Origin of the sequence: Sphingomonas sp. DG1-23 (assembly GCF_030730875.1) — a bacterium.
In the GTDB taxonomy this organism is placed as follows: Bacteria; Pseudomonadota; Alphaproteobacteria; order Sphingomonadales; family Sphingomonadaceae; genus Sphingomonas.
Window position 1 is genome coordinate 89,336 of sequence record NZ_JAVAMA010000002.1, and the last position, 16,086, is coordinate 105,421.

At 68.0% G+C, this 16,086-nt stretch carries 15 protein-coding genes; 12 read left to right on the top strand and 3 right to left on the bottom strand.

What is annotated here, in order from left to right:
• The first annotated feature begins 12 nt into the window (after positions 1-12).
• From Q9Q95_RS03400 to Q9Q95_RS03450, 11 genes are read left to right on the top strand one after another with little or no spacing between them, the layout of a single operon-like run.
• On the top strand, positions 13-1,524 hold the full coding sequence (locus Q9Q95_RS03400; RefSeq protein WP_306093846.1) for an XrtA system polysaccharide chain length determinant: 1,512 nt from the start codon (positions 13-15) through the stop codon (positions 1,522-1,524).
• A 1-nt stretch (position 1,525) separates the two neighbouring features.
• Positions 1,526-2,530, top strand: a complete 1,005-nt coding sequence (locus Q9Q95_RS03405) for an AAA family ATPase (RefSeq protein ID WP_306093849.1) — start codon at positions 1,526-1,528, stop codon at positions 2,528-2,530.
• Positions 2,527-4,128: a hypothetical protein gene (locus tag Q9Q95_RS03410; RefSeq protein WP_306093851.1), complete on the top strand. Its 1,602-nt coding sequence runs from the start codon at positions 2,527-2,529 to the stop codon at positions 4,126-4,128. The genes Q9Q95_RS03405 and Q9Q95_RS03410 overlap by 4 nt, the downstream gene beginning before the upstream one ends.
• Positions 4,129-4,141: 13 nt before the next feature.
• Complete coding sequence (locus Q9Q95_RS03415; RefSeq protein ID WP_306094677.1) at positions 4,142-5,266, top strand: AAA family ATPase; 1,125 nt, start codon at positions 4,142-4,144, stop codon at positions 5,264-5,266.
• 4 nt (positions 5,267-5,270) lie between these two features.
• Positions 5,271-6,113 (top strand): XrtA system polysaccharide deacetylase, encoded by an 843-nt coding sequence (locus Q9Q95_RS03420; RefSeq protein ID WP_371876674.1) that lies wholly within the window; start codon positions 5,271-5,273, stop codon positions 6,111-6,113.
• On the top strand, positions 6,110-7,177 hold the full coding sequence (locus tag Q9Q95_RS03425) for a FemAB family XrtA/PEP-CTERM system-associated protein (protein WP_306093853.1): 1,068 nt from the start codon (positions 6,110-6,112) through the stop codon (positions 7,175-7,177). The genes Q9Q95_RS03420 and Q9Q95_RS03425 overlap by 4 nt, the downstream gene beginning before the upstream one ends.
• A complete protein-coding gene (locus Q9Q95_RS03430; protein ID WP_306093855.1) occupies positions 7,177-8,373 on the top strand; it encodes a TIGR03087 family PEP-CTERM/XrtA system glycosyltransferase in 1,197 nt (398 codons plus the stop codon). The genes Q9Q95_RS03425 and Q9Q95_RS03430 overlap by 1 nt, the downstream gene beginning before the upstream one ends.
• Positions 8,370-9,902 carry an exosortase A gene (xrtA, locus tag Q9Q95_RS03435; RefSeq protein WP_306093857.1) on the top strand — a complete coding sequence of 511 codons (1,533 nt, stop codon included), beginning with the start codon at positions 8,370-8,372 and terminating at the stop codon, positions 9,900-9,902. Before Q9Q95_RS03430 ends, xrtA begins: the two co-directional genes overlap by 4 nt.
• A gap of 1 nt (position 9,903) precedes the next feature.
• Entirely contained in the window at positions 9,904-11,796 is a 1,893-nt protein-coding gene (locus tag Q9Q95_RS03440) for an XrtA/PEP-CTERM system amidotransferase (protein ID WP_306093858.1), read from the top strand.
• Between the two features lie 52 nt (positions 11,797-11,848).
• Entirely contained in the window at positions 11,849-12,685 is an 837-nt protein-coding gene (locus tag Q9Q95_RS03445) for a TIGR02587 family membrane protein (protein WP_306093860.1), read from the top strand.
• A gap of 10 nt (positions 12,686-12,695) precedes the next feature.
• Positions 12,696-13,097: a hypothetical protein gene (locus Q9Q95_RS03450; protein WP_306093862.1), complete on the top strand. Its 402-nt coding sequence runs from the start codon at positions 12,696-12,698 to the stop codon at positions 13,095-13,097.
• A 3-nt stretch (positions 13,098-13,100) separates the two neighbouring features.
• On the opposite strand, the gene Q9Q95_RS03455 is transcribed toward Q9Q95_RS03450, so the two are convergent.
• From Q9Q95_RS03455 to Q9Q95_RS03465, 3 genes are all read right to left on the bottom strand, one after another.
• Complete coding sequence (locus Q9Q95_RS03455) at positions 13,101-13,529, bottom strand: MAPEG family protein (protein WP_306093865.1); 429 nt, start codon at positions 13,527-13,529, stop codon at positions 13,101-13,103.
• Positions 13,530-13,589: 60 nt separating this feature from the next.
• Entirely contained in the window at positions 13,590-14,567 is a 978-nt protein-coding gene (locus Q9Q95_RS03460) for an alpha/beta hydrolase (protein ID WP_306093866.1), read from the bottom strand.
• A gap of 232 nt (positions 14,568-14,799) precedes the next feature.
• Positions 14,800-15,210, bottom strand: coding sequence for a helix-turn-helix domain-containing protein (locus tag Q9Q95_RS03465; protein WP_306093867.1), 411 nt, complete (start codon positions 15,208-15,210; stop codon positions 14,800-14,802).
• A gap of 102 nt (positions 15,211-15,312) precedes the next feature.
• Between Q9Q95_RS03465 and Q9Q95_RS03470 the strand changes: the two genes are divergently transcribed.
• Positions 15,313-16,083: an SDR family oxidoreductase gene (locus Q9Q95_RS03470; protein ID WP_306093869.1), complete on the top strand. Its 771-nt coding sequence runs from the start codon at positions 15,313-15,315 to the stop codon at positions 16,081-16,083.
• Positions 16,084-16,086: the final 3 nt, after the last annotated feature.

Here is a 16,086-nt window from a genome sequence, read left to right on the forward strand (position 1 = left end):
GGGCGGCGGGGCATGGGAAGTCTCTTCGACGAAGTGCGCGCAGCGCTTCACGCGATCTGGATGCGGCGCTGGATCGCGCTGGCAGTGGCGTGGGGGCTGTGCCTCGCCGGCTGGCTGGTCGTGTCGCAAATGCCGAACAGCTATGAATCGCGCGCGCGAATCTTCGTCCAGTTGCGCCAGATCCTGCCGACCGACGGCGCCGCCTCGGCGGCGCAGCAGCAGCGCGACATCGATCGCGTCCGCCAGACGCTGACCTCGGCGGTCAATCTCGACAAGGTAGTTCGCGGCACCGACCTTTCGCGCACGGTATCGAGCCCGACCGACGTGGCCGACCGGATCGCCGGGCTGCAAAAGGCGATCAAGCTGACCGCGCAGCAGGACAATCTGTTCGAAATCACCGTCACTGCGCCGAGCGGCAAGCTGGCGCAGCAGATCGCGCAGAAACTGATCGACATCTTCGTCGAGGAAAACCTCGCCGACGGCCGCGACGCCAGCGGGCAATCGCTGCGCTTCCTCGATCAGCAGCTCGACGTGCGCCAGAAGGCGCTGCAGGAAGCCGAGGCCAAAAAGGCCGATTTCCAGGCGCGCTATCTCGGCTCGCTGCCGGGCACCGGATCGCTCAACGACCGGATCGGCGCGGCGCGGACGCAGCTGGCGCAGGTGCAGTCGGACCTCGCGGCGGCGCAGAGCGGGCTGAGCGCGGTCAACGGCCAGATGGCGGGAACGCCGGCGAACGTGGCCGGGCAGGGCGGCGCAGTCACCGGACCGGCGCGGGCGCGGCTCGCGGCGATCCAGGGCCAGCTTGCCGAAGGCCGCAGCCGCGGCTGGACCGACAGCCATCCCGACATGATCGCGCTGCGCAGCCAGCTTGCCGCCGCGCAGGCCGCCGCACGCGCCGAGCCGGTGGCGAGCGGCGCGGCCGGGGCTTCGAACCCGCTCTATCTGAGCCTTCAGTCGATGCGAGCCGACAAGGCCGCGACCGTCGCGGCGCTGACCCAGCGCAAGGATCGGATCGAGGACGATCTGGCCCAGTTCGAGGGCAAGATGGCGCAGGCGCCCGGCCTCGCCGCCGAGCAGGGGCAGATCGACCGCGAATATCAGGTGCTCAAGGACCAGTACGACAAATTGCTCTCGGATCGCGAGCAGGTGCGCATCCGCAGTCAGGCGCAGACCGAGACCGATGCCGTCAAGTTCAACGTCGTCGATCCGCCGACGCTGCCGCGCGCGCCGACCAAGCCCAACCGGCCGTTGCTGCTGGTCGCGGTGCTGGTCGCGGGCTTGGGCGCGGGCGTCGCCGCGGCGTTCGGGCTCGACAAATTGACGACGACCTTCCCGACTGCGGCGCGGCTCGAGAAAGCCAGCGGCATGCCGGTGATCGGCTCGATCTCCGAAGTGCTGAGCGCGGCGCAGATCGAGATGCGGCGGCGGAAGTTGCGGCTGTTCGCGGGAGCGCTGGCCGGGCTGGCGGTCGCCTTTGTCGGGCTGCTCGGGCTCGAGATGGTCCAGCGCGGAATGGGGGCCTGACATGAACGACGAAACCCCGCGCCGCTATCGTGGCTCGCTGCTCGAGCGGGCAGCCGAGCAATATGGCTATCTGCGCCCGGCGACGCCGGCGGTGCCGATCGTGGTGCCCGAGGAGGAGCCGCTGACGCTCACCGAGCTGGCGCCCGAACTGCCGCCGGTCGAGGCTGTGCCTGCGATCGAGGTCGCGCCCGTTGCCGAAGCCGCGCCCGTGGTCGAGATTGCCGCGACGCAGCCCGCCAACTCGGCGCCGCGCACCCGCCGCAGGCAGGCGCAGATCGACCGCATCGCGCTGCGCGAAGGCGGGATGCTCGTACCCGGCGACCGCGTCACGGCGCTGGCGGAAGAATTCCGCATGGTGAAGCGCCAGTTGCTGCTCACCGCGCGCGCGGTGTCGGCGAAGGACGGTGCCAAGGCGGCGGATCATGCCCGCATGATTCTCGTCTGCTCGGCGCATCCCGACGAGGGCAAGACTTTCTGCGCGATCAATCTCGCGCTGTCGATGGCGGCCGAGAAGGACATGGAAATCCTGCTCGTCGACGCCGATTTCGCCAAGCCCGACGTGCTGGGGCGGCTGGGGCTGGCCGAAGGACCGGGACTGCTCGACGCGCTCGCCGGTGCCGTGGACGATGTCGAGGACTGCATCATCGACACCGACGTGCCGCAGCTTTCGGTGCTGCCGGCGGGGACGCGGACCAATGGCGATACCGAATTGCTGGCGAGCGACCGCGCGCGGGCGATTCTCGACGGACTGGCCAAGGCCAATCCGCGCCGCATCGTGATCTTCGATTCGCCGCCGGCGCTCGCGGCTTCGCCCGCTTCGGTGCTGGCGATGCACGCCGGGCAGGCGATGCTCGTCGTCCGCGCCGATCGCACCAGCGAGAGCGATCTGCGCGAGGCGGTCAATGTCCTCGACGGCTGCGAACAGATCCAGCTGCTGCTCAATTCGGTTTCGTTCCAGCCCGGCGGACGCCGGTTCGGGAACTATTATGGGGAGGCGGGCGAGTGACCCGGCTTGTTCTGACTGCGGCGGTTGCGCTGGTCTGCGCGACGGCACCGGCGCATGCGCAACGCACGCGCGTAACACCCTATATCGAAGCGAGCCAGGTGCTCGTCGCCGACCTCAACCAGGGTGGCGACCTGCTGACCTATTCGACGGTCGGCGCCGGCATCGATGCGCAGGTCACCAGCCGCCGCGTCGAGGTGCAGGTCAGCTACCAATACGAACACCGCTTTTCGTACGACAAGGATCTGGCGGACGATTCGATGCACAGCGGCCTCGTCCAGGCGCGCGCCAAGATCACCCCCGAGCTGACCATCGAAGGCGGCGCGATCGCCGCGCGCGGCCGCGCCGACATTCGCGGCGATGCGCTGGGCACGGCGCAGGGCAATGTGCGCAACAGCAGCCAGGTCTATTCGGCCTATGCCGGGCCGAGCCTCGCGACGCATGCCGGGCCGGCCTTCGTCAACGCCGCCTATCGCTTCGGCTACACCAAGGTCGAGGCGCCCAATGCCGGCACGGGTGTTCCCGCGGGTGCGCCGCCGCTCGATCGCTATGACGATTCGACGGTGCATGTCGCGACCGCCAGCGTCGGCGTGAAATCGGGCAAGGGCCTCCCGGTCGGCGTCACCGCCAGCGGTTCGTTCACCCGCGAAGATGCCGGGCAGCTCGACCAGCGCTTCGAAGGCAAGTTCGCCCGCGGCGATGTGGTGGTTCCGGTCGGCCGCGGCGTCGCGCTCACCGCGGGCGTCGGATATGAGAAGATCGAAGTCAGCCAGCGCGATGCGCTGATGGCGGGCGGACGCCCGGTGATCGACGGCAATGGCCGCTTCGTCACCGATCCCGCCTCGCCGCGCCGGCTCGCCTATAATTTCGACGGCACCTTCTGGGACGCAGGGGTAATCTGGCGCCCGAGCCGCCGCACCTTCCTCGAGGCGCGCGCCGGCCGCCGCTATGGCTCGATGAGCTATACCGGATCGGCGAGCTATCAGATCGGGCCCGGCAGCGGCGTGCAGATCGGCGTCTATGACAGCGTCGAGACCTTCGGACAGGAACTGAACGGCCAGCTCACCAAGCTGCCGACGGCGTTCCTCACCACCACCGATCCGTTCGGCAATCAGTTCGGCGGCTGCATCTACGGCACCACCGGCGCCGCGGCAGGCGGCTGCCTCAACCAGGTCTTCGCATCGACCGTCACTTCGGCCTATCGCGCCCGCGGCGTGACCGGGGTGGCGGTGCTCAACCGCGGCGGCACCCGTATCGGCGTGGGCGGCGGCTATGCGCGCCGCACCTTCCTGACGCCGCAGAGCGTGGGCGGGGTCAGCATCGACGGCACCTCGGACGAGAGTGTCTATGCCCAGATGTTCGCGTCGAGCGACGTCGGCCGCAACGGATCGATCAGCACCAGCGTGTTCGGCAGCTATTATGACAGCGATCTCGCCAACGCCGGCGGCATTCTCGGCTGGGGCGCGAATACGGCCTACACGCACATGTTCGGACCGCTCGGGGCGACTGCGTCGCTCGGGCTGTTCGGTTTCGACAGGGAAGGCGACAACAATGCTTCCGCGCAGGCGCAGGCATTGGTCGGTCTTCGCTACGGTTTCTGAGGGACGCATGCAGATGCACGACGATCATTATGGACTGAGCGGCAGGCCGTTCCAGCTCACGCCGGACCCGCGCTTCTGGTTCGACACCGCGACGCATCGCAAGGCGATGGCCTATCTCGGCTATGGCCTGAGCCAGGGCGAGGGCTTCGTGGTGATCACCGGCGATCCCGGCGTCGGCAAGACCACCCTGATGGGGCATCTGCTCGGCGAGATCGACGAGCAGCGCCTCAACGTGATCAAGATCGTCTCGACCCAGCTGCGCCCGGAGGATCTGCTCCAGACAGTGTGCGCCGGGCTCGAGATCGACGCGACCGGCGCGAGCAAGGCGGCGATGCTGGCGGCGGTGGAGCACGGCCTGCATGCAGTAGCACGTGACGGTCGCCGCACCTTGCTGATCATCGACGAGTCGCAGGCCTTGCCGGCGGAAAGCCTGGAGGAGTTGCGCATGCTCTCCAACTTCCAGGCCGGCGGTTATCCGCTGCTCCAGATCTTCCTGCTCGGCCAGCCCGAATTCCGGCTGACGCTGCAGGACGGCAAGCTCGAGCAGTTGCGCCAGCGGGTGATCGCGATGCACCATCTCGCCCCGATGGATGCCAATGAAGTCGAGCCCTATCTGCTCCACCGCCTGTCGCTGGTCGGCTGGCGCGGCAAGCCGCGCTTCACCAACGATGCGCTAGCGGCGATGCATCGCTGGTCGGGCGGGATCCCGCGCCGGGTCAACCAGCTCGCCGGCCGGGTGCTGTTGTTCGGCGCGATCGAGCAGCTCGACACCTTCGGCGCGCCCGAACTGGCGGCGGTGATCGCCGATCTCGACAATGATTCGGCCGGACCGGCGGCGAAGCGCAGCCCTGCGTTCGCCGAGCCGCTCGAACTGCGCGACATCGCGCCGATGGCGATGGGCACGCCGACCCCGTCCGAACCCGTCGCGGCGCGGTCGCTCCGGGTCGAAGCCGTTGCGGAGACGCCGGAACCAGTCGCGGAGGCGGCGCTCGACCGGCGGATCGCAGAGCTCGAGAAGCAGCTGCAGGAGCAGGATGCGGCGCTGCGCCGGGTGCTGACCCTGCTCGTCGACTGGGTCGAGAGCGGCGACGGCGAGCGCCGGCCCGATCTGTCGAGCCTGCGCGGGCACGCGGCCTGACCGGATGCTGGTCAATGGCCTCTCGGTAGATGTCGAGGACTGGTTCCAGGTCGGGGCGTTCGAGAAGACGATCGCGCGCGACGACTGGGACGGGCTCGAGCATCGCGTCGAGGCCAACACCGATCGCGTGCTGGCGCTGTTTGGCGCGGCCGGCGTGCACGGCACCTTCTTCACCCTCGGCTGGGTGGCGAAGCGCTATCCGGCGCTGATCCGCCGCATCGCCGAAGCGGGGCATGAAGTCGCCAGTCATGGCTGGGCGCACCAACGCGTGTTCACGATGGATGCGAAGGCGTTCCGGACCGATCTTGCCGACGCGCGGGCGGCGCTTGAGGATGCCAGCGGCACCCGGGTGACCGGCTATCGCGCGCCGAGCTTCTCGATCGACAAGCGCACGCCCTGGGCGCATGCCGAACTCGCCGAGGCGGGCTATTCCTATTCGTCGAGCATCGCGCCGATCCGCCACGATCATTATGGCTGGCCCGAGGCGCCGCGCGCGGCATTCCGGCCGATCGCCGGGGCCGGGCTGGTCGAGTTGCCGATCACCATCGCCAAGGTCGCGGGGCGCGAGATCACTGCGGGGGGCGGGTTCTTCCGGCTGCTGCCGAACGGCGTGACCGATCGCGCGGTGCGTGCCGCCAACGCGGCGGGGACGCCGGCGGCTTTCTATTTCCATCCCTGGGAAGTCGATCCCGGCCAGCCGCGCGTGGCCAATGCGCCGCTCAAGTCGAAACTCAGGCACTATGCCCGATTGGGCGCGATGGCGGGCAAGCTGGAGCGCTTGATCGCGACTCACGATTGGGGGCGGTACGACGCGATCGCCGCGCGCGAGGCGGAGCGGCTGCAGTGAACGCGCCGCTGCTGGCGCGGCCGATCGGACTGCGCGTCGCCGACCTGGGGGACGCGAACGAGTGCGCGCGGATCGCCGCCTGGGTGCAGGAGCATCCCGAGGGCTCGCCGTTTCATCTGCCGGCGTGGAGCGTCGCGGTGGCGCGCGGTTGCGGCCAGAAGAGCCATTATCTGCTCGCCGAGCACGGCAATGGCGATCTGGCCGGATTGCTGCCGCTGACCGAGATGCACTCGCCGCTGTTCGGCCGGGCGCTGGTCTCTTCGGGGTTCGGTGTCGGTGGAGGGATTCTTGCCGACAATGACGCTGTCGTAGCCGAACTGGCCGAAGCGGCCTGGGCGCTGGCGGGTCGGCTGAGTTGTCCGACGGTCGAGCTGCGCGGGGGCGCGCATCCGGGCAACGCATGGTATGCCGACGAGGACACTTATCTGGGTTTCACGCGCGATCTGGCGGCCGACGACGAGGCCGAATTGCTCGCGATCCCGCGCAAGCAGCGCGCCGAGGTACGTCGGTCGATGGGCAACGACCTCGAAATCCATGCGGGCAGCGCCGATGCGACGGCGCATTACGCCATCTATGCCGAATCGGTGCGCAATCTCGGCACGCCGGTATTTCCGCGCGCATTGTTCGCCGAAGTGCTGCGCGAGTTCGGCGAGGCGGCCGATCTGCTGACCGTGCGGCATCGGGACGAGGCGGTGGCGAGCGTGCTGAGCCTGTATTGGAAAGGGACCGTCTATCCCTATTGGGGCGGCGGGACCGATGCGGCGCGGGGCTTGCGCGCCAATGATGCGATGTATTTTGCGCTGATGCGCCACGCGCGCGAACGCGGGTGCACCCGCTTCGATTTCGGCCGGTCCAAGGCGGGGACGGGCGCGGCGGCGTTCAAGAAGAATTGGGGGTTCGAGCCCCGGCCGCTCCGCTATTTCACCCGCGCGCCGGACGGCGTGGCGGCGCGCAAGATCAATCCGCTCGATCCGAGGTTCAGCCTGCAGGTGCGCGCGTGGAAGCGCATGCCGCTCTGGGCGGCGAACCGGCTCGGCCCGTGGATCGCGCAGGGGCTCGGCTGATGGGGGACATACTTTTCCTCGCGCACCGCGTGCCGTATCCGCCCGATCGCGGCGATAAGATCCGCAGCTTCCACATGCTCCGGCATCTGGCCGCACGGCGGCGCGTCCATCTCGCCGCCTTTGCCGACGATCCGCGCGACATGGACCGTCCCGAGCTGGCGGCGGTCACCGCCAGCCGGGCGATCGTGCGGCGGTCGAAATCGCAGGCGGTGGCGGGACTGCAGGCGCTGGCGTCGGGGCGCCCGCTGTCGCTGACGGCGTTCGACCACGCGGCGATGCGGCGGGCGGTGGCGGAGATGCTGGCACGCGAGGCGATCGATACGATCTTCGTCTTCTCGAGCCAGATGGCGCAATATCTGCCTGCCGAGGGCGGGCAGCGCGTGATCATGGATTTCGTCGACATGGATTCGGCCAAGTTCGCTGCCTATGCGACCGCGGCGAAGGGCCCGATGCGCTGGATCTATGCGCGTGAGGCCCGGCTGCTGATGGCGGCCGAGGCGGCGATCGCGGCGCGCGCCGACGCCAGCCTGTTCGTGAGCGAGGCCGAAGCCGGGCTGTTCCGCCGATCGACCGGAGCCGAGGCGCACGCGATCGAGAACGGCATCGACACGGCGCATTTCGACCCCTCGGCGCCGTTCGCGCAGGTGGAGGCGGGGCCGGGGCTGATCGTCTTCACCGGACAGATGGACTATCGGCCCAATGTCGAGGCGGTGACGTGGTTTGTCGACGCGATCCTGCCGCGGGTGCAGGCGGCGCATCCCCGTGCGCAGTTCGCGATCGTCGGACGCAACCCCACCGATGCGGTGCGCGCGCTCGCCCGCCGCGACGGCGTGGTGGTGACCGGCGAAGTCGACGATGTGCGCGGCTGGCTCGCCGCGGCCGCATTGGTGGTGGCGCCGCTCAAGCTGGCACGCGGCATCCAGAACAAGGTGCTCGAGGCGATGGCGATGGCGCGGCCGGTGGTCGCCTCGGCGGCGGCGGCGGAAGGTATCGACCATAAGGGCACGATTGCCGTCGGCGAGACCGAGGCGGGGATGATCGAGGCAGTGACCTTGCTGCTCGGCGACCCGCAGAGCGCGCTCGAACTTGGGCGGGATGCGCGCGCGCGGGTGATCGCGCGCTATGGCTGGGACGCGCGGCTGGCGCCGCTCGATGCGTTTGTCGGTTTCCCGCCGCGCCTCGGAGAGGCCGCATGACCGTGGCGGTACCGCAAAGCGATTTTGCCCGCGGCGCGGCGAAGTTCGACGCGCGCTGGAAGCGTCACGCGGCGATCCTCGCCGGCGCCTGGGCGGTGCTGTTGCTGCTCTTTCGTCAAGACGCACGCGATCTCGCGACGATCTATTGGACCAACACCACTTTCGGGCATTGCCTGTTCATCGCGCCGGTGATCGGCTGGCTGGTCTGGCAGCGGCGCAGCGGGCTGGCGCTGGTGGCGCCGCAGGGCTGGTGGCCGGGGCTGGCTGTGGTCGCCGCCGGCGGGCTCGGCTGGTTGCTCGGCGATGCCGCGGGAGTCGCTTTGTTTCGCCATGCCGGACTGGTGCTGATGGTGCAGGGCGCCGTCGTGAGCGTGCTCGGCCCGAATGTGAGCCGGGCGCTGCTCTTCCCGATCGCGTACATGGTCTTTCTGGTACCGTTCGGCGATTTTCTCGAAGCGCCGTTGCAGACGATCACCGTGGCGATGGTAATGCCATTGCTCCATCTGTTCGGGGTGCCGGCCAGTGTCGACGGTGTGCTGATCACGACGTCGAACGGCTATTTCGAAGTGGCCGAGGCGTGTTCGGGCGCCAAGTTCGTGATCGCAATGATCGCCTTCGGCACGCTCGTCGCCAATGTCTGCTACGTCTCGTGGAGTCGTCGGGCCGCGTTCCTCGCGGTGGCGTTGGTCGTGCCGGTGCTCGCCAACGGGCTGCGCGCTTTCGGGACGATCTATGCCGCATGGTGGACCTCGGTCGAGGCGGCGACGGGGATGGACCATATCGTCTATGGCTGGGTGTTCTTCGCCGCAGTGATGGCGGCGGTGCTGGCGATCGGCTGGAAAGGGTTCGACCGCGATCCCGATGCCGCGTGGTTCGACCCGCTGCGGCTGCAGACGCCGGTGCGGCGGCGCGCCGATGCCCTGGTTATGACGCTGCTCGCGCTCACCGTGGCGAGCCTGTTCCTCGGCTGGTCGGGGCTGATCGCCGCGCGCACGGCTCCGCTGCCGGCGAAAGTCGAACTGCCCGAGCTTGCCGGCTGGCACCGCGTCGGCGGCAGCACGATCGCGCCATGGTCGCCCCATTATCCGGGCGCCGACCACTTGTTGATCGGCCACTATGCCGACGCGCAAGGCCGCGCCGTGGACCTTGCGGTGGCGGTCTATGCGAGCCAGCACGAAGGCAAGGAACTGGTCGGCTTCGGCATCGGCGCGATCCGCGAGAACGACCGCTGGGTGCGCATCGCCGACCTGCCCGATCTCTCCGGCGGTCACGCGCTGCGCATGACCGGTCCCGCGCGGGTGGAACGCGTGACGGTTAGTTGGTACCGCGTCGGCGGAACGCTGACCGGGAGCGACAAACGCGTGAAGATCGAGACGCTGAAAACCAAGTTGCTGGGGGGAAATCAGGCCGCGGTGGCCGTTCTGGTATCGGCCGAGCAAGGGCCGGACGGTGCTCCGGTGGCGATCGAGGATTTCCTGCGCGCGCTCGGGCCCGTGGACGCGTTCGCCGACCGCATGGCCGGCCGCTGACATGTGCGGCATCGCGGGGCTCTATTACCCCGCCATAGCGAAACCTGTCGATCCGGCGCGCATCGTCCAGATGCGCGACGCGCTCGCGCATCGCGGGCCCGACGGGGCAGGGGTATGGACTGCGCCCGGGGTGGGGCTCGGCCATCGCCGGCTGTCGATCATCGATCTCGAAGGCGGCGTCCAGCCGATGGCGACGCCGGACCAGAGCGTGGTCGTCACCTATAATGGCGAGATCTACAATTTCCGCGAGGTGCGCGCCGAGCTGGAGGCGAAGGGCGCACGGTTCCAGACCGAGAGCGACACCGAGGTCTTGCTTCACGGCTGGCGGGCCTGGGGCCCGGGGATGCTCGAAAAGCTGAACGGGATGTTCGCCTTCGCGCTCTACGATGGCGACAAGCAGAGCCTGTTCCTTGCGCGCGACCGGTTCGGGGTGAAGCCTTTGGTCTATACCAAGCTCGCCGACGGGGCGGTGGCGTTCGCGTCGGAGATCAAAGGCCTGTTGGCGCATCCCCTGTTCCGGCGGCGGCCGGATTTCCGTGCGGTCGAGGATTATCTCGGCCTCGGCTATGTACCCGACGATTCTTCGCTGTTGGTGGGAGTCAAGAAACTGCCCGCGGGGCATTTCCTGCTGCTCCAGCGCGGCAAGCGCATGCCGCAGCCGGTGCGCTGGTGGGACGTGGATTTCTCCAACCGCGCCGCCGGCAAGGTCCGAGATCTCGAGGTCGAGCTGATCGAGCGGATGCGTGCCGCGGTGCGCGCGCGGATGATCGCCGACGTGCCGTTGGGCGCGTTCCTCTCGGGCGGCGTCGACAGCAGCGCGGTGGTCGCGCTGATGGCCGAGGCGAGCAAGGCTGCGGTCAAGACCTGCACGATCGGTTTCGACGAGGCGGGGCATGACGAGACCAGCCATGCCGCGCTGATCGCCGAGCGTTTCGCCACCAGCCATCGCACCCGGCGGGTGGGTGCCGACGACTTCGCGTTGATCGATACCTTGGTCACGGCATTCGACGAGCCTTTCGCCGATGCCTCGGCGCTTCCTACCTATCGGGTGTGCGAGCTGGCGCGCGAGACGGTGACGGTGGCGCTCTCGGGCGATGGCGCGGACGAGGCGCTGGCGGGGTATCGCCGCTACAAATTCTTCGCCGCCGAAGAACGGATGCGTGGGCTGCTGCCCGAGAAGTTTCGTGCCAATGTGTTCGGATCCCTGGGCCGTATCTATCCCAAGGCGGATTGGGCGCCGCGGGCGTTCCGGGCGAAGACCACCTTGCTCGCGCTTGCCGAGAATGGCGAGTTCGCCTATCCCCGGGCGGTCGGCGTCACCACGCCCGAACTGCGCGATCGGCTCTACACCAGCGCGGCGAAGCATATTCTGGCGGGCCACAGCGCCGAGCAGCGCTATGTCGACGCGATGCGCCGGGCGCCGGCGCGCGACGGCCTCGATCGGGCGCAATATGCCGATATCCAGCACTGGCTTCCCGGCGACATCCTGACCAAGGTCGATCGTACCAGCATGGCGGTGAGCCTCGAGGCGCGCGAGCCGTTGCTCGACTATCGGCTGGTCGAGTTCGCGGCGACCTTGCCGCCGTCGCTGCGGATCAAGGCGGGGCAGGGCAAGTGGCTGATGAAGAAGGCGCTCGAGCCGTATCTGCCGAAGGAGATCCTCTATCGCCCCAAAATGGGGTTCGTGACGCCGATCAGCGCGTGGTTCCGCAACGCGCTGGCCGACGAGGCGGCCGGGCTGGCGCGATCACGCGTGCTCGCCGGCACCGGCTGGTTCGAACCGGCGGCGATCGAGAAGCTGGCGGCCGAGCACAAGGCTGGACGCGCGGAACACGGCCGGACCTTGTGGCAGCTGCTGATGCTCGAACGCAGCCTCGAGCGGCTGTTCGGATGACCTTTCGACGGCGCCGTTGCGAACCGCGGGCGTGCGTGTGAGAGTAGGTCGAATGACCGCAGCCCGCCCCAATTACGATTATGCCTATAGCCTCGCGCGGGCGTTCGGCGGCGCGATCATCTTCGCGTTGCCGTTGTTGATGACGATGGAGATGTGGTCGATCGGGCTCTACGTCCATCCGCTGCGCCTGCTGCTGTTCATCGCCGCAAATTTCCTCGTGCTGGTCTTGCTGTCGCGCTTCGGCGGATTCGAGCGGACCTCGAACCTTCGCGAGGATTTGCTCGATGCGTTTGCCGCTTATGCGGTGGGGATGATCTCGTCGGCGGCGATCCTCGGAATATTCGGGCTGCTCTCCGCCGATATGGCACTCGACGAGCTGGTCGGGATGATCGCGATCCAGGCGGTGCCCGGCAGCTTCGGCGCTATGATCGCGCGCAAGCAATTGACCGGGGGCGATCCGGAAGAGGATGAAGACGAGGAGAAAGCGGCGCGCTCGGCGGGCTATGCCGGGCAATTGTTCCTGATGCTGGCGGGGGCGCTGTTCCTCGCCTTCAACGTCGCGCCGACCGAGGAGATGATCCTGATCGGTTACAAGATGGGGCCGTGGCAGACTCTGATGCTGATGCTGGCGTCGATGCTGCTGCTCCATTTGCTGGTGTTCGCGGTGGGCTTTGCCGGTCAGGAGGACGCTCCCGAAGGCTATGGCGTGCTGCGGCGATTCCTCGTCTTCACCGTGCCCGGCTATGCGATCGCGCTGGCGGTGAGCCTGTACGTGCTGTGGACCTTCGGCCGGGTGGACGGGAACGCGTTGTCCGCCGTCGCGGGAACGATGGTCGTGCTGGGCTTCCCGGCTGCGATCGGCGCGGCGATCGCGCGGCTGGTGGTTTAGGAGCGCATTCATGGCACCCAACAAGAAGCAGCCGGTATCGACGCCGGCGCTCGAGTGGATCGCGGCCGGGCTTGGGCTGGCAGCGATCCTGTTCGTCGGCGTGGTGATCGGGCGCGAAGCGCTGACCGGCGAGCCGGACCAGCTTCCCTCGCTGGAAGTGCATGCCACGCGCATCGTGCCCAACGCCGCGGGATTCGTGGTCGAGTTCGAAGTGGTCAACCATGCGAGCGGGACCGCGGCGGCGGTGGCGATCGAGGGGCAGCTCGGCCCGGAGGCGCGCCCGGTCGAGACCAGCAGCGCGACGCTCGATTATGTCGCGGGCAATGCGCGCGGGCAGGGCGGGCTGTTCTTCAGGCACGATCCGCGCGCGCAGCCGCTCGCGCTCAGGGCGCTGGGGTTCCAGACGCCCTGAGATCTAGTGCCAGATCGCCATTCCCGCATGCAGGGTCAGCGCCACCAGAGCGAGCGTCGACAGCACGAACAGGACGAAGCGCACCGCGACCTTGTTGAAGGTCGCCTGGACGAGGCTGTGGAGCACCCGCAGCCCGACATAGGCCCATGCGATCCACGCGTTGACCCCGTCGCCGCTGCCGAGCAGCGCGTGCGTGAGGCAGATCGCGTAGAACAAGGTCGGCTGTTCCATCAGATGGATGTAATTGTGCGCCTTCCACTGCACCTGCGGCGGCAGCACCCTGTCGGCATCGCTGGCCTTGGTGCCGGTCAGCTTGGTAAGGTCGACGCCTGCCGCGCGCATCGCGGGAAGACGAGTCAGCATCATCCACACGAGCATGACGAGCGACCAAGCGACGAGCGCCACGACGGGCGCGAGAATCTGGCTGTGCATTCGGGGTCCCCTCCGATTGTGGCGCAAGGCTGCCGCAATTGGTTCGGAAATGCAACGGACCTAGTGCTTGGCGGTCCAGCGCGCGAAGACGTCGGGCCACAGGCGGCCGGGCGAGTCCGCGGGCAGATGGAGCGTGCCGAAGCCGTGTCCGCCTTTCTCGAAGATATGCGCCTCGACCGGCACGTTCGCGGCGCGGCACTTCTCGATCGTCAACAGCGTTTGCGCGACCGGCACGGTGCCGTCGTCGACGGCGTGGACGAGGAAGATCGGCGGCGTCCCGGCGGTGATCCGGTCGCTGGTCTCGTAGCGGGCGAGGAGCGCGGGATCCTGGCTGTCGCCGAGCAGCATTCCCGCCGAGCGGCTGTTCAGGCCGGCGGTGCTGAACGAGACGACCGGATAGACCAGCCCGGCATAAGACGGACGCGCGCTCTGCCGGTCGGCGGCATCGACCGGTGCGTAGACGCGATCGTCATGGCCGACCGCCAGCGAGGCGCCGAGATGTCCGCCGGCGGAGAAGCCGCAAATGCCGAGCTTTGCCGGATCCACGCCATATTTGCCGGCGTTGGCGCGGATCAGCCGCATCGCGCGTTGCGCGTCCTGCAACGGCACGTCGGCGCGGTTGGCCCAGCCTTCGCCGGGCAGGCGATAGGCGAGGACGAAGACGGTGATGCCATGCGGCGTCAGCGCCCTAGCGACGTCGATCCCTTCATTCTCGACCGAGACGAAGCCATAGCCGCCGCCGGGGATCGACAGCACCGCGCGGCCATCGGGCTTGGCCGGACGGTAGACTCCGACCATCGGCTCCGAGACGCCGCGCAACCACAACTCCTTGAAGCTGCCGTTGATCGTGAAATCGTTCTTCGGGAGCGGGGTCGGTGCGCCGGGGGGCGTGCCGGGCCATAGCTTGAAATGCTCGCGCGGCGGCCAGGCGGCAGTGCCGGTGCCGAGGACATAGGGGGTGGCGTCCTGGGCTTTTGCGCCGGTCGCGAGCGTGAGTCCGATTGCGCCCCCGATCAGGGTGCGGCGGTCGATCGGCATTCCAATCCTCTCCCTTTTAGTCGGGCTGATCCTACCCCCCGGTTGGATTCGCGCCCGCAAATTTCACTATTTTCACGGCGAACGTGAAATTCCGTTTCGTCCTCCCGAAACTTTGTGTCGTCGCGAGGCGGATTCGGCTTCCTACAAATGCCATCGAACCTCGCCTCGAGCATAGCGGGTTTCCGACTTGTAGGACAGCGCGCGCGTGGGACGAAGAAGCGGCACGGTGCAGTCAGCCAGAAGCACGTCCGTCAAATACGCTGCGTGCGGCCTCGATCCGCTGTATATTGGCCTCGGCCCAGAGCCAGACGCCGCAAAAGGCGGCGGCGAGGGTCACGCCCAGCTCGGTGAGGCGATACTCCACGTGCGGCGGGATCACCGGATGCACCGTGCGCTCGACCAGCCCGTCCCGCTCCATCTGGCGCAACGTCTGGGTGAGCATCTTCTGGCTGATCCCCGCGACGAGCCTGCCGATCTGGGTGAAGCGCAAATGCTCATAGCCGGCGAGTTCCTCGAGGATCAGCATCGTCCATTTGTCGGCTATGCGGCCGATCACGTCGGTGACGAGCGCGTCCACGCGGGGATCGCTTGCCTCGGGCCATGGTTTTTGCCGGACCGGGGGCAAGGAAGCGGATTTCGCCAAATTACACTCTCCGTACGGTATGTATAAATCTTTTCGGTGCCTTCTTACCTGCGGAGAGTATCGGCCTAGATCGTTCGCGGCAACCCGGAAGGAGCAATTGCGATGAACACCAGCGGCAACACCATTCTCATCACCGGCGGCGGATCGGGCATCGGCGCCGCGCTGGCGCGGCGTTTCCATGACCAAGGCAATCGCGTGATCGTCGCCGGACGCCGGCGCGAGGCGCTCGACGCGGTGGTCGCCGGGCGCGACGGCATGTTCGCGATGACGCTCGACGTCGAGAGTGCCGAGGGCGTAGAAGAGTTCGCGGCGCGGGTGATCGCCGAGCATCCGTCGCTCAACGTGCTGATCAACAATGCCGGGATCATGCGCTACGAGGCGCTCGATGCGCGACGCGACCTCGCCGACGCCGAAGCGACGATCACCACCAATCTGCTCGGCCCGATCCGGCTGACCAATGCCCTGATCGACCATCTCGCCGCGCGCGGGGATGCGACGATCGTCAACGTCTCGTCGGGCCTGGCCTTCGTGCCGATCGCCCTCGCGCCGACTTATTCGGCGACCAAGGCGGCGATTCACAGCTATACGGTGGCGCTGCGCGACGCGCTTCGGGGCAAAATCGAGGTGATCGAGCTCGCGCCGCCCGCGCTGCAGACCGGGTTGACCCCGGGGCAGGAAAATCGGCCGGGCTATCAGCCGCTCGACGAATTCATCGACGAGGTGATCGCGCTGTTCGGGCAACAGCCGACGCCTGCGGAGATCCTGGTGGAGCGGGTGAAAGGACTGCGCTTCGCCGAGCGCGAAGGGCGTTTCGACGCCGCGGTGGCGCAGTTGAGCGAGATGGTTCGCAACGCCCGCGCGGCGGAAGGCTGAGCC

Bases quoted from the DNA above. Each gene is read 5' to 3' on its own strand.
- Q9Q95_RS03455 (WP_306093865.1), bottom strand. From the start codon at position 13,529: ATGCACAGCCAGATTCTCGCGCCCGTCGTGGCGCTCGTCGCTTGGTCG.
- Q9Q95_RS03415 (WP_306094677.1), top strand. From the start codon at position 4,142: ATGCACGACGATCATTATGGACTGAGCGGCAGGCCGTTCCAGCTCACG.
- Q9Q95_RS03470 (WP_306093869.1), top strand. From the start codon at position 15,313: ATGAACACCAGCGGCAACACCATTCTCATCACCGGCGGCGGATCGGGC.
- xrtA (WP_306093857.1), top strand. From the start codon at position 8,370: ATGACCGTGGCGGTACCGCAAAGCGATTTTGCCCGCGGCGCGGCGAAG.
- Q9Q95_RS03400 (WP_306093846.1), top strand. From the start codon at position 13: ATGGGAAGTCTCTTCGACGAAGTGCGCGCAGCGCTTCACGCGATCTGG.
- Q9Q95_RS03440 (WP_306093858.1), top strand. From the start codon at position 9,904: ATGTGCGGCATCGCGGGGCTCTATTACCCCGCCATAGCGAAACCTGTC.
- Q9Q95_RS03460 (WP_306093866.1), bottom strand. From the start codon at position 14,567: ATGCCGATCGACCGCCGCACCCTGATCGGGGGCGCAATCGGACTCACG.
- Q9Q95_RS03450 (WP_306093862.1), top strand. From the start codon at position 12,696: ATGGCACCCAACAAGAAGCAGCCGGTATCGACGCCGGCGCTCGAGTGG.
- Q9Q95_RS03405 (WP_306093849.1), top strand. From the start codon at position 1,526: ATGAACGACGAAACCCCGCGCCGCTATCGTGGCTCGCTGCTCGAGCGG.
- Q9Q95_RS03445 (WP_306093860.1), top strand. From the start codon at position 11,849: ATGACCGCAGCCCGCCCCAATTACGATTATGCCTATAGCCTCGCGCGG.
- Q9Q95_RS03420 (WP_371876674.1), top strand. From the start codon at position 5,271: ATGCTGGTCAATGGCCTCTCGGTAGATGTCGAGGACTGGTTCCAGGTC.
- Q9Q95_RS03430 (WP_306093855.1), top strand. From the start codon at position 7,177: ATGGGGGACATACTTTTCCTCGCGCACCGCGTGCCGTATCCGCCCGAT.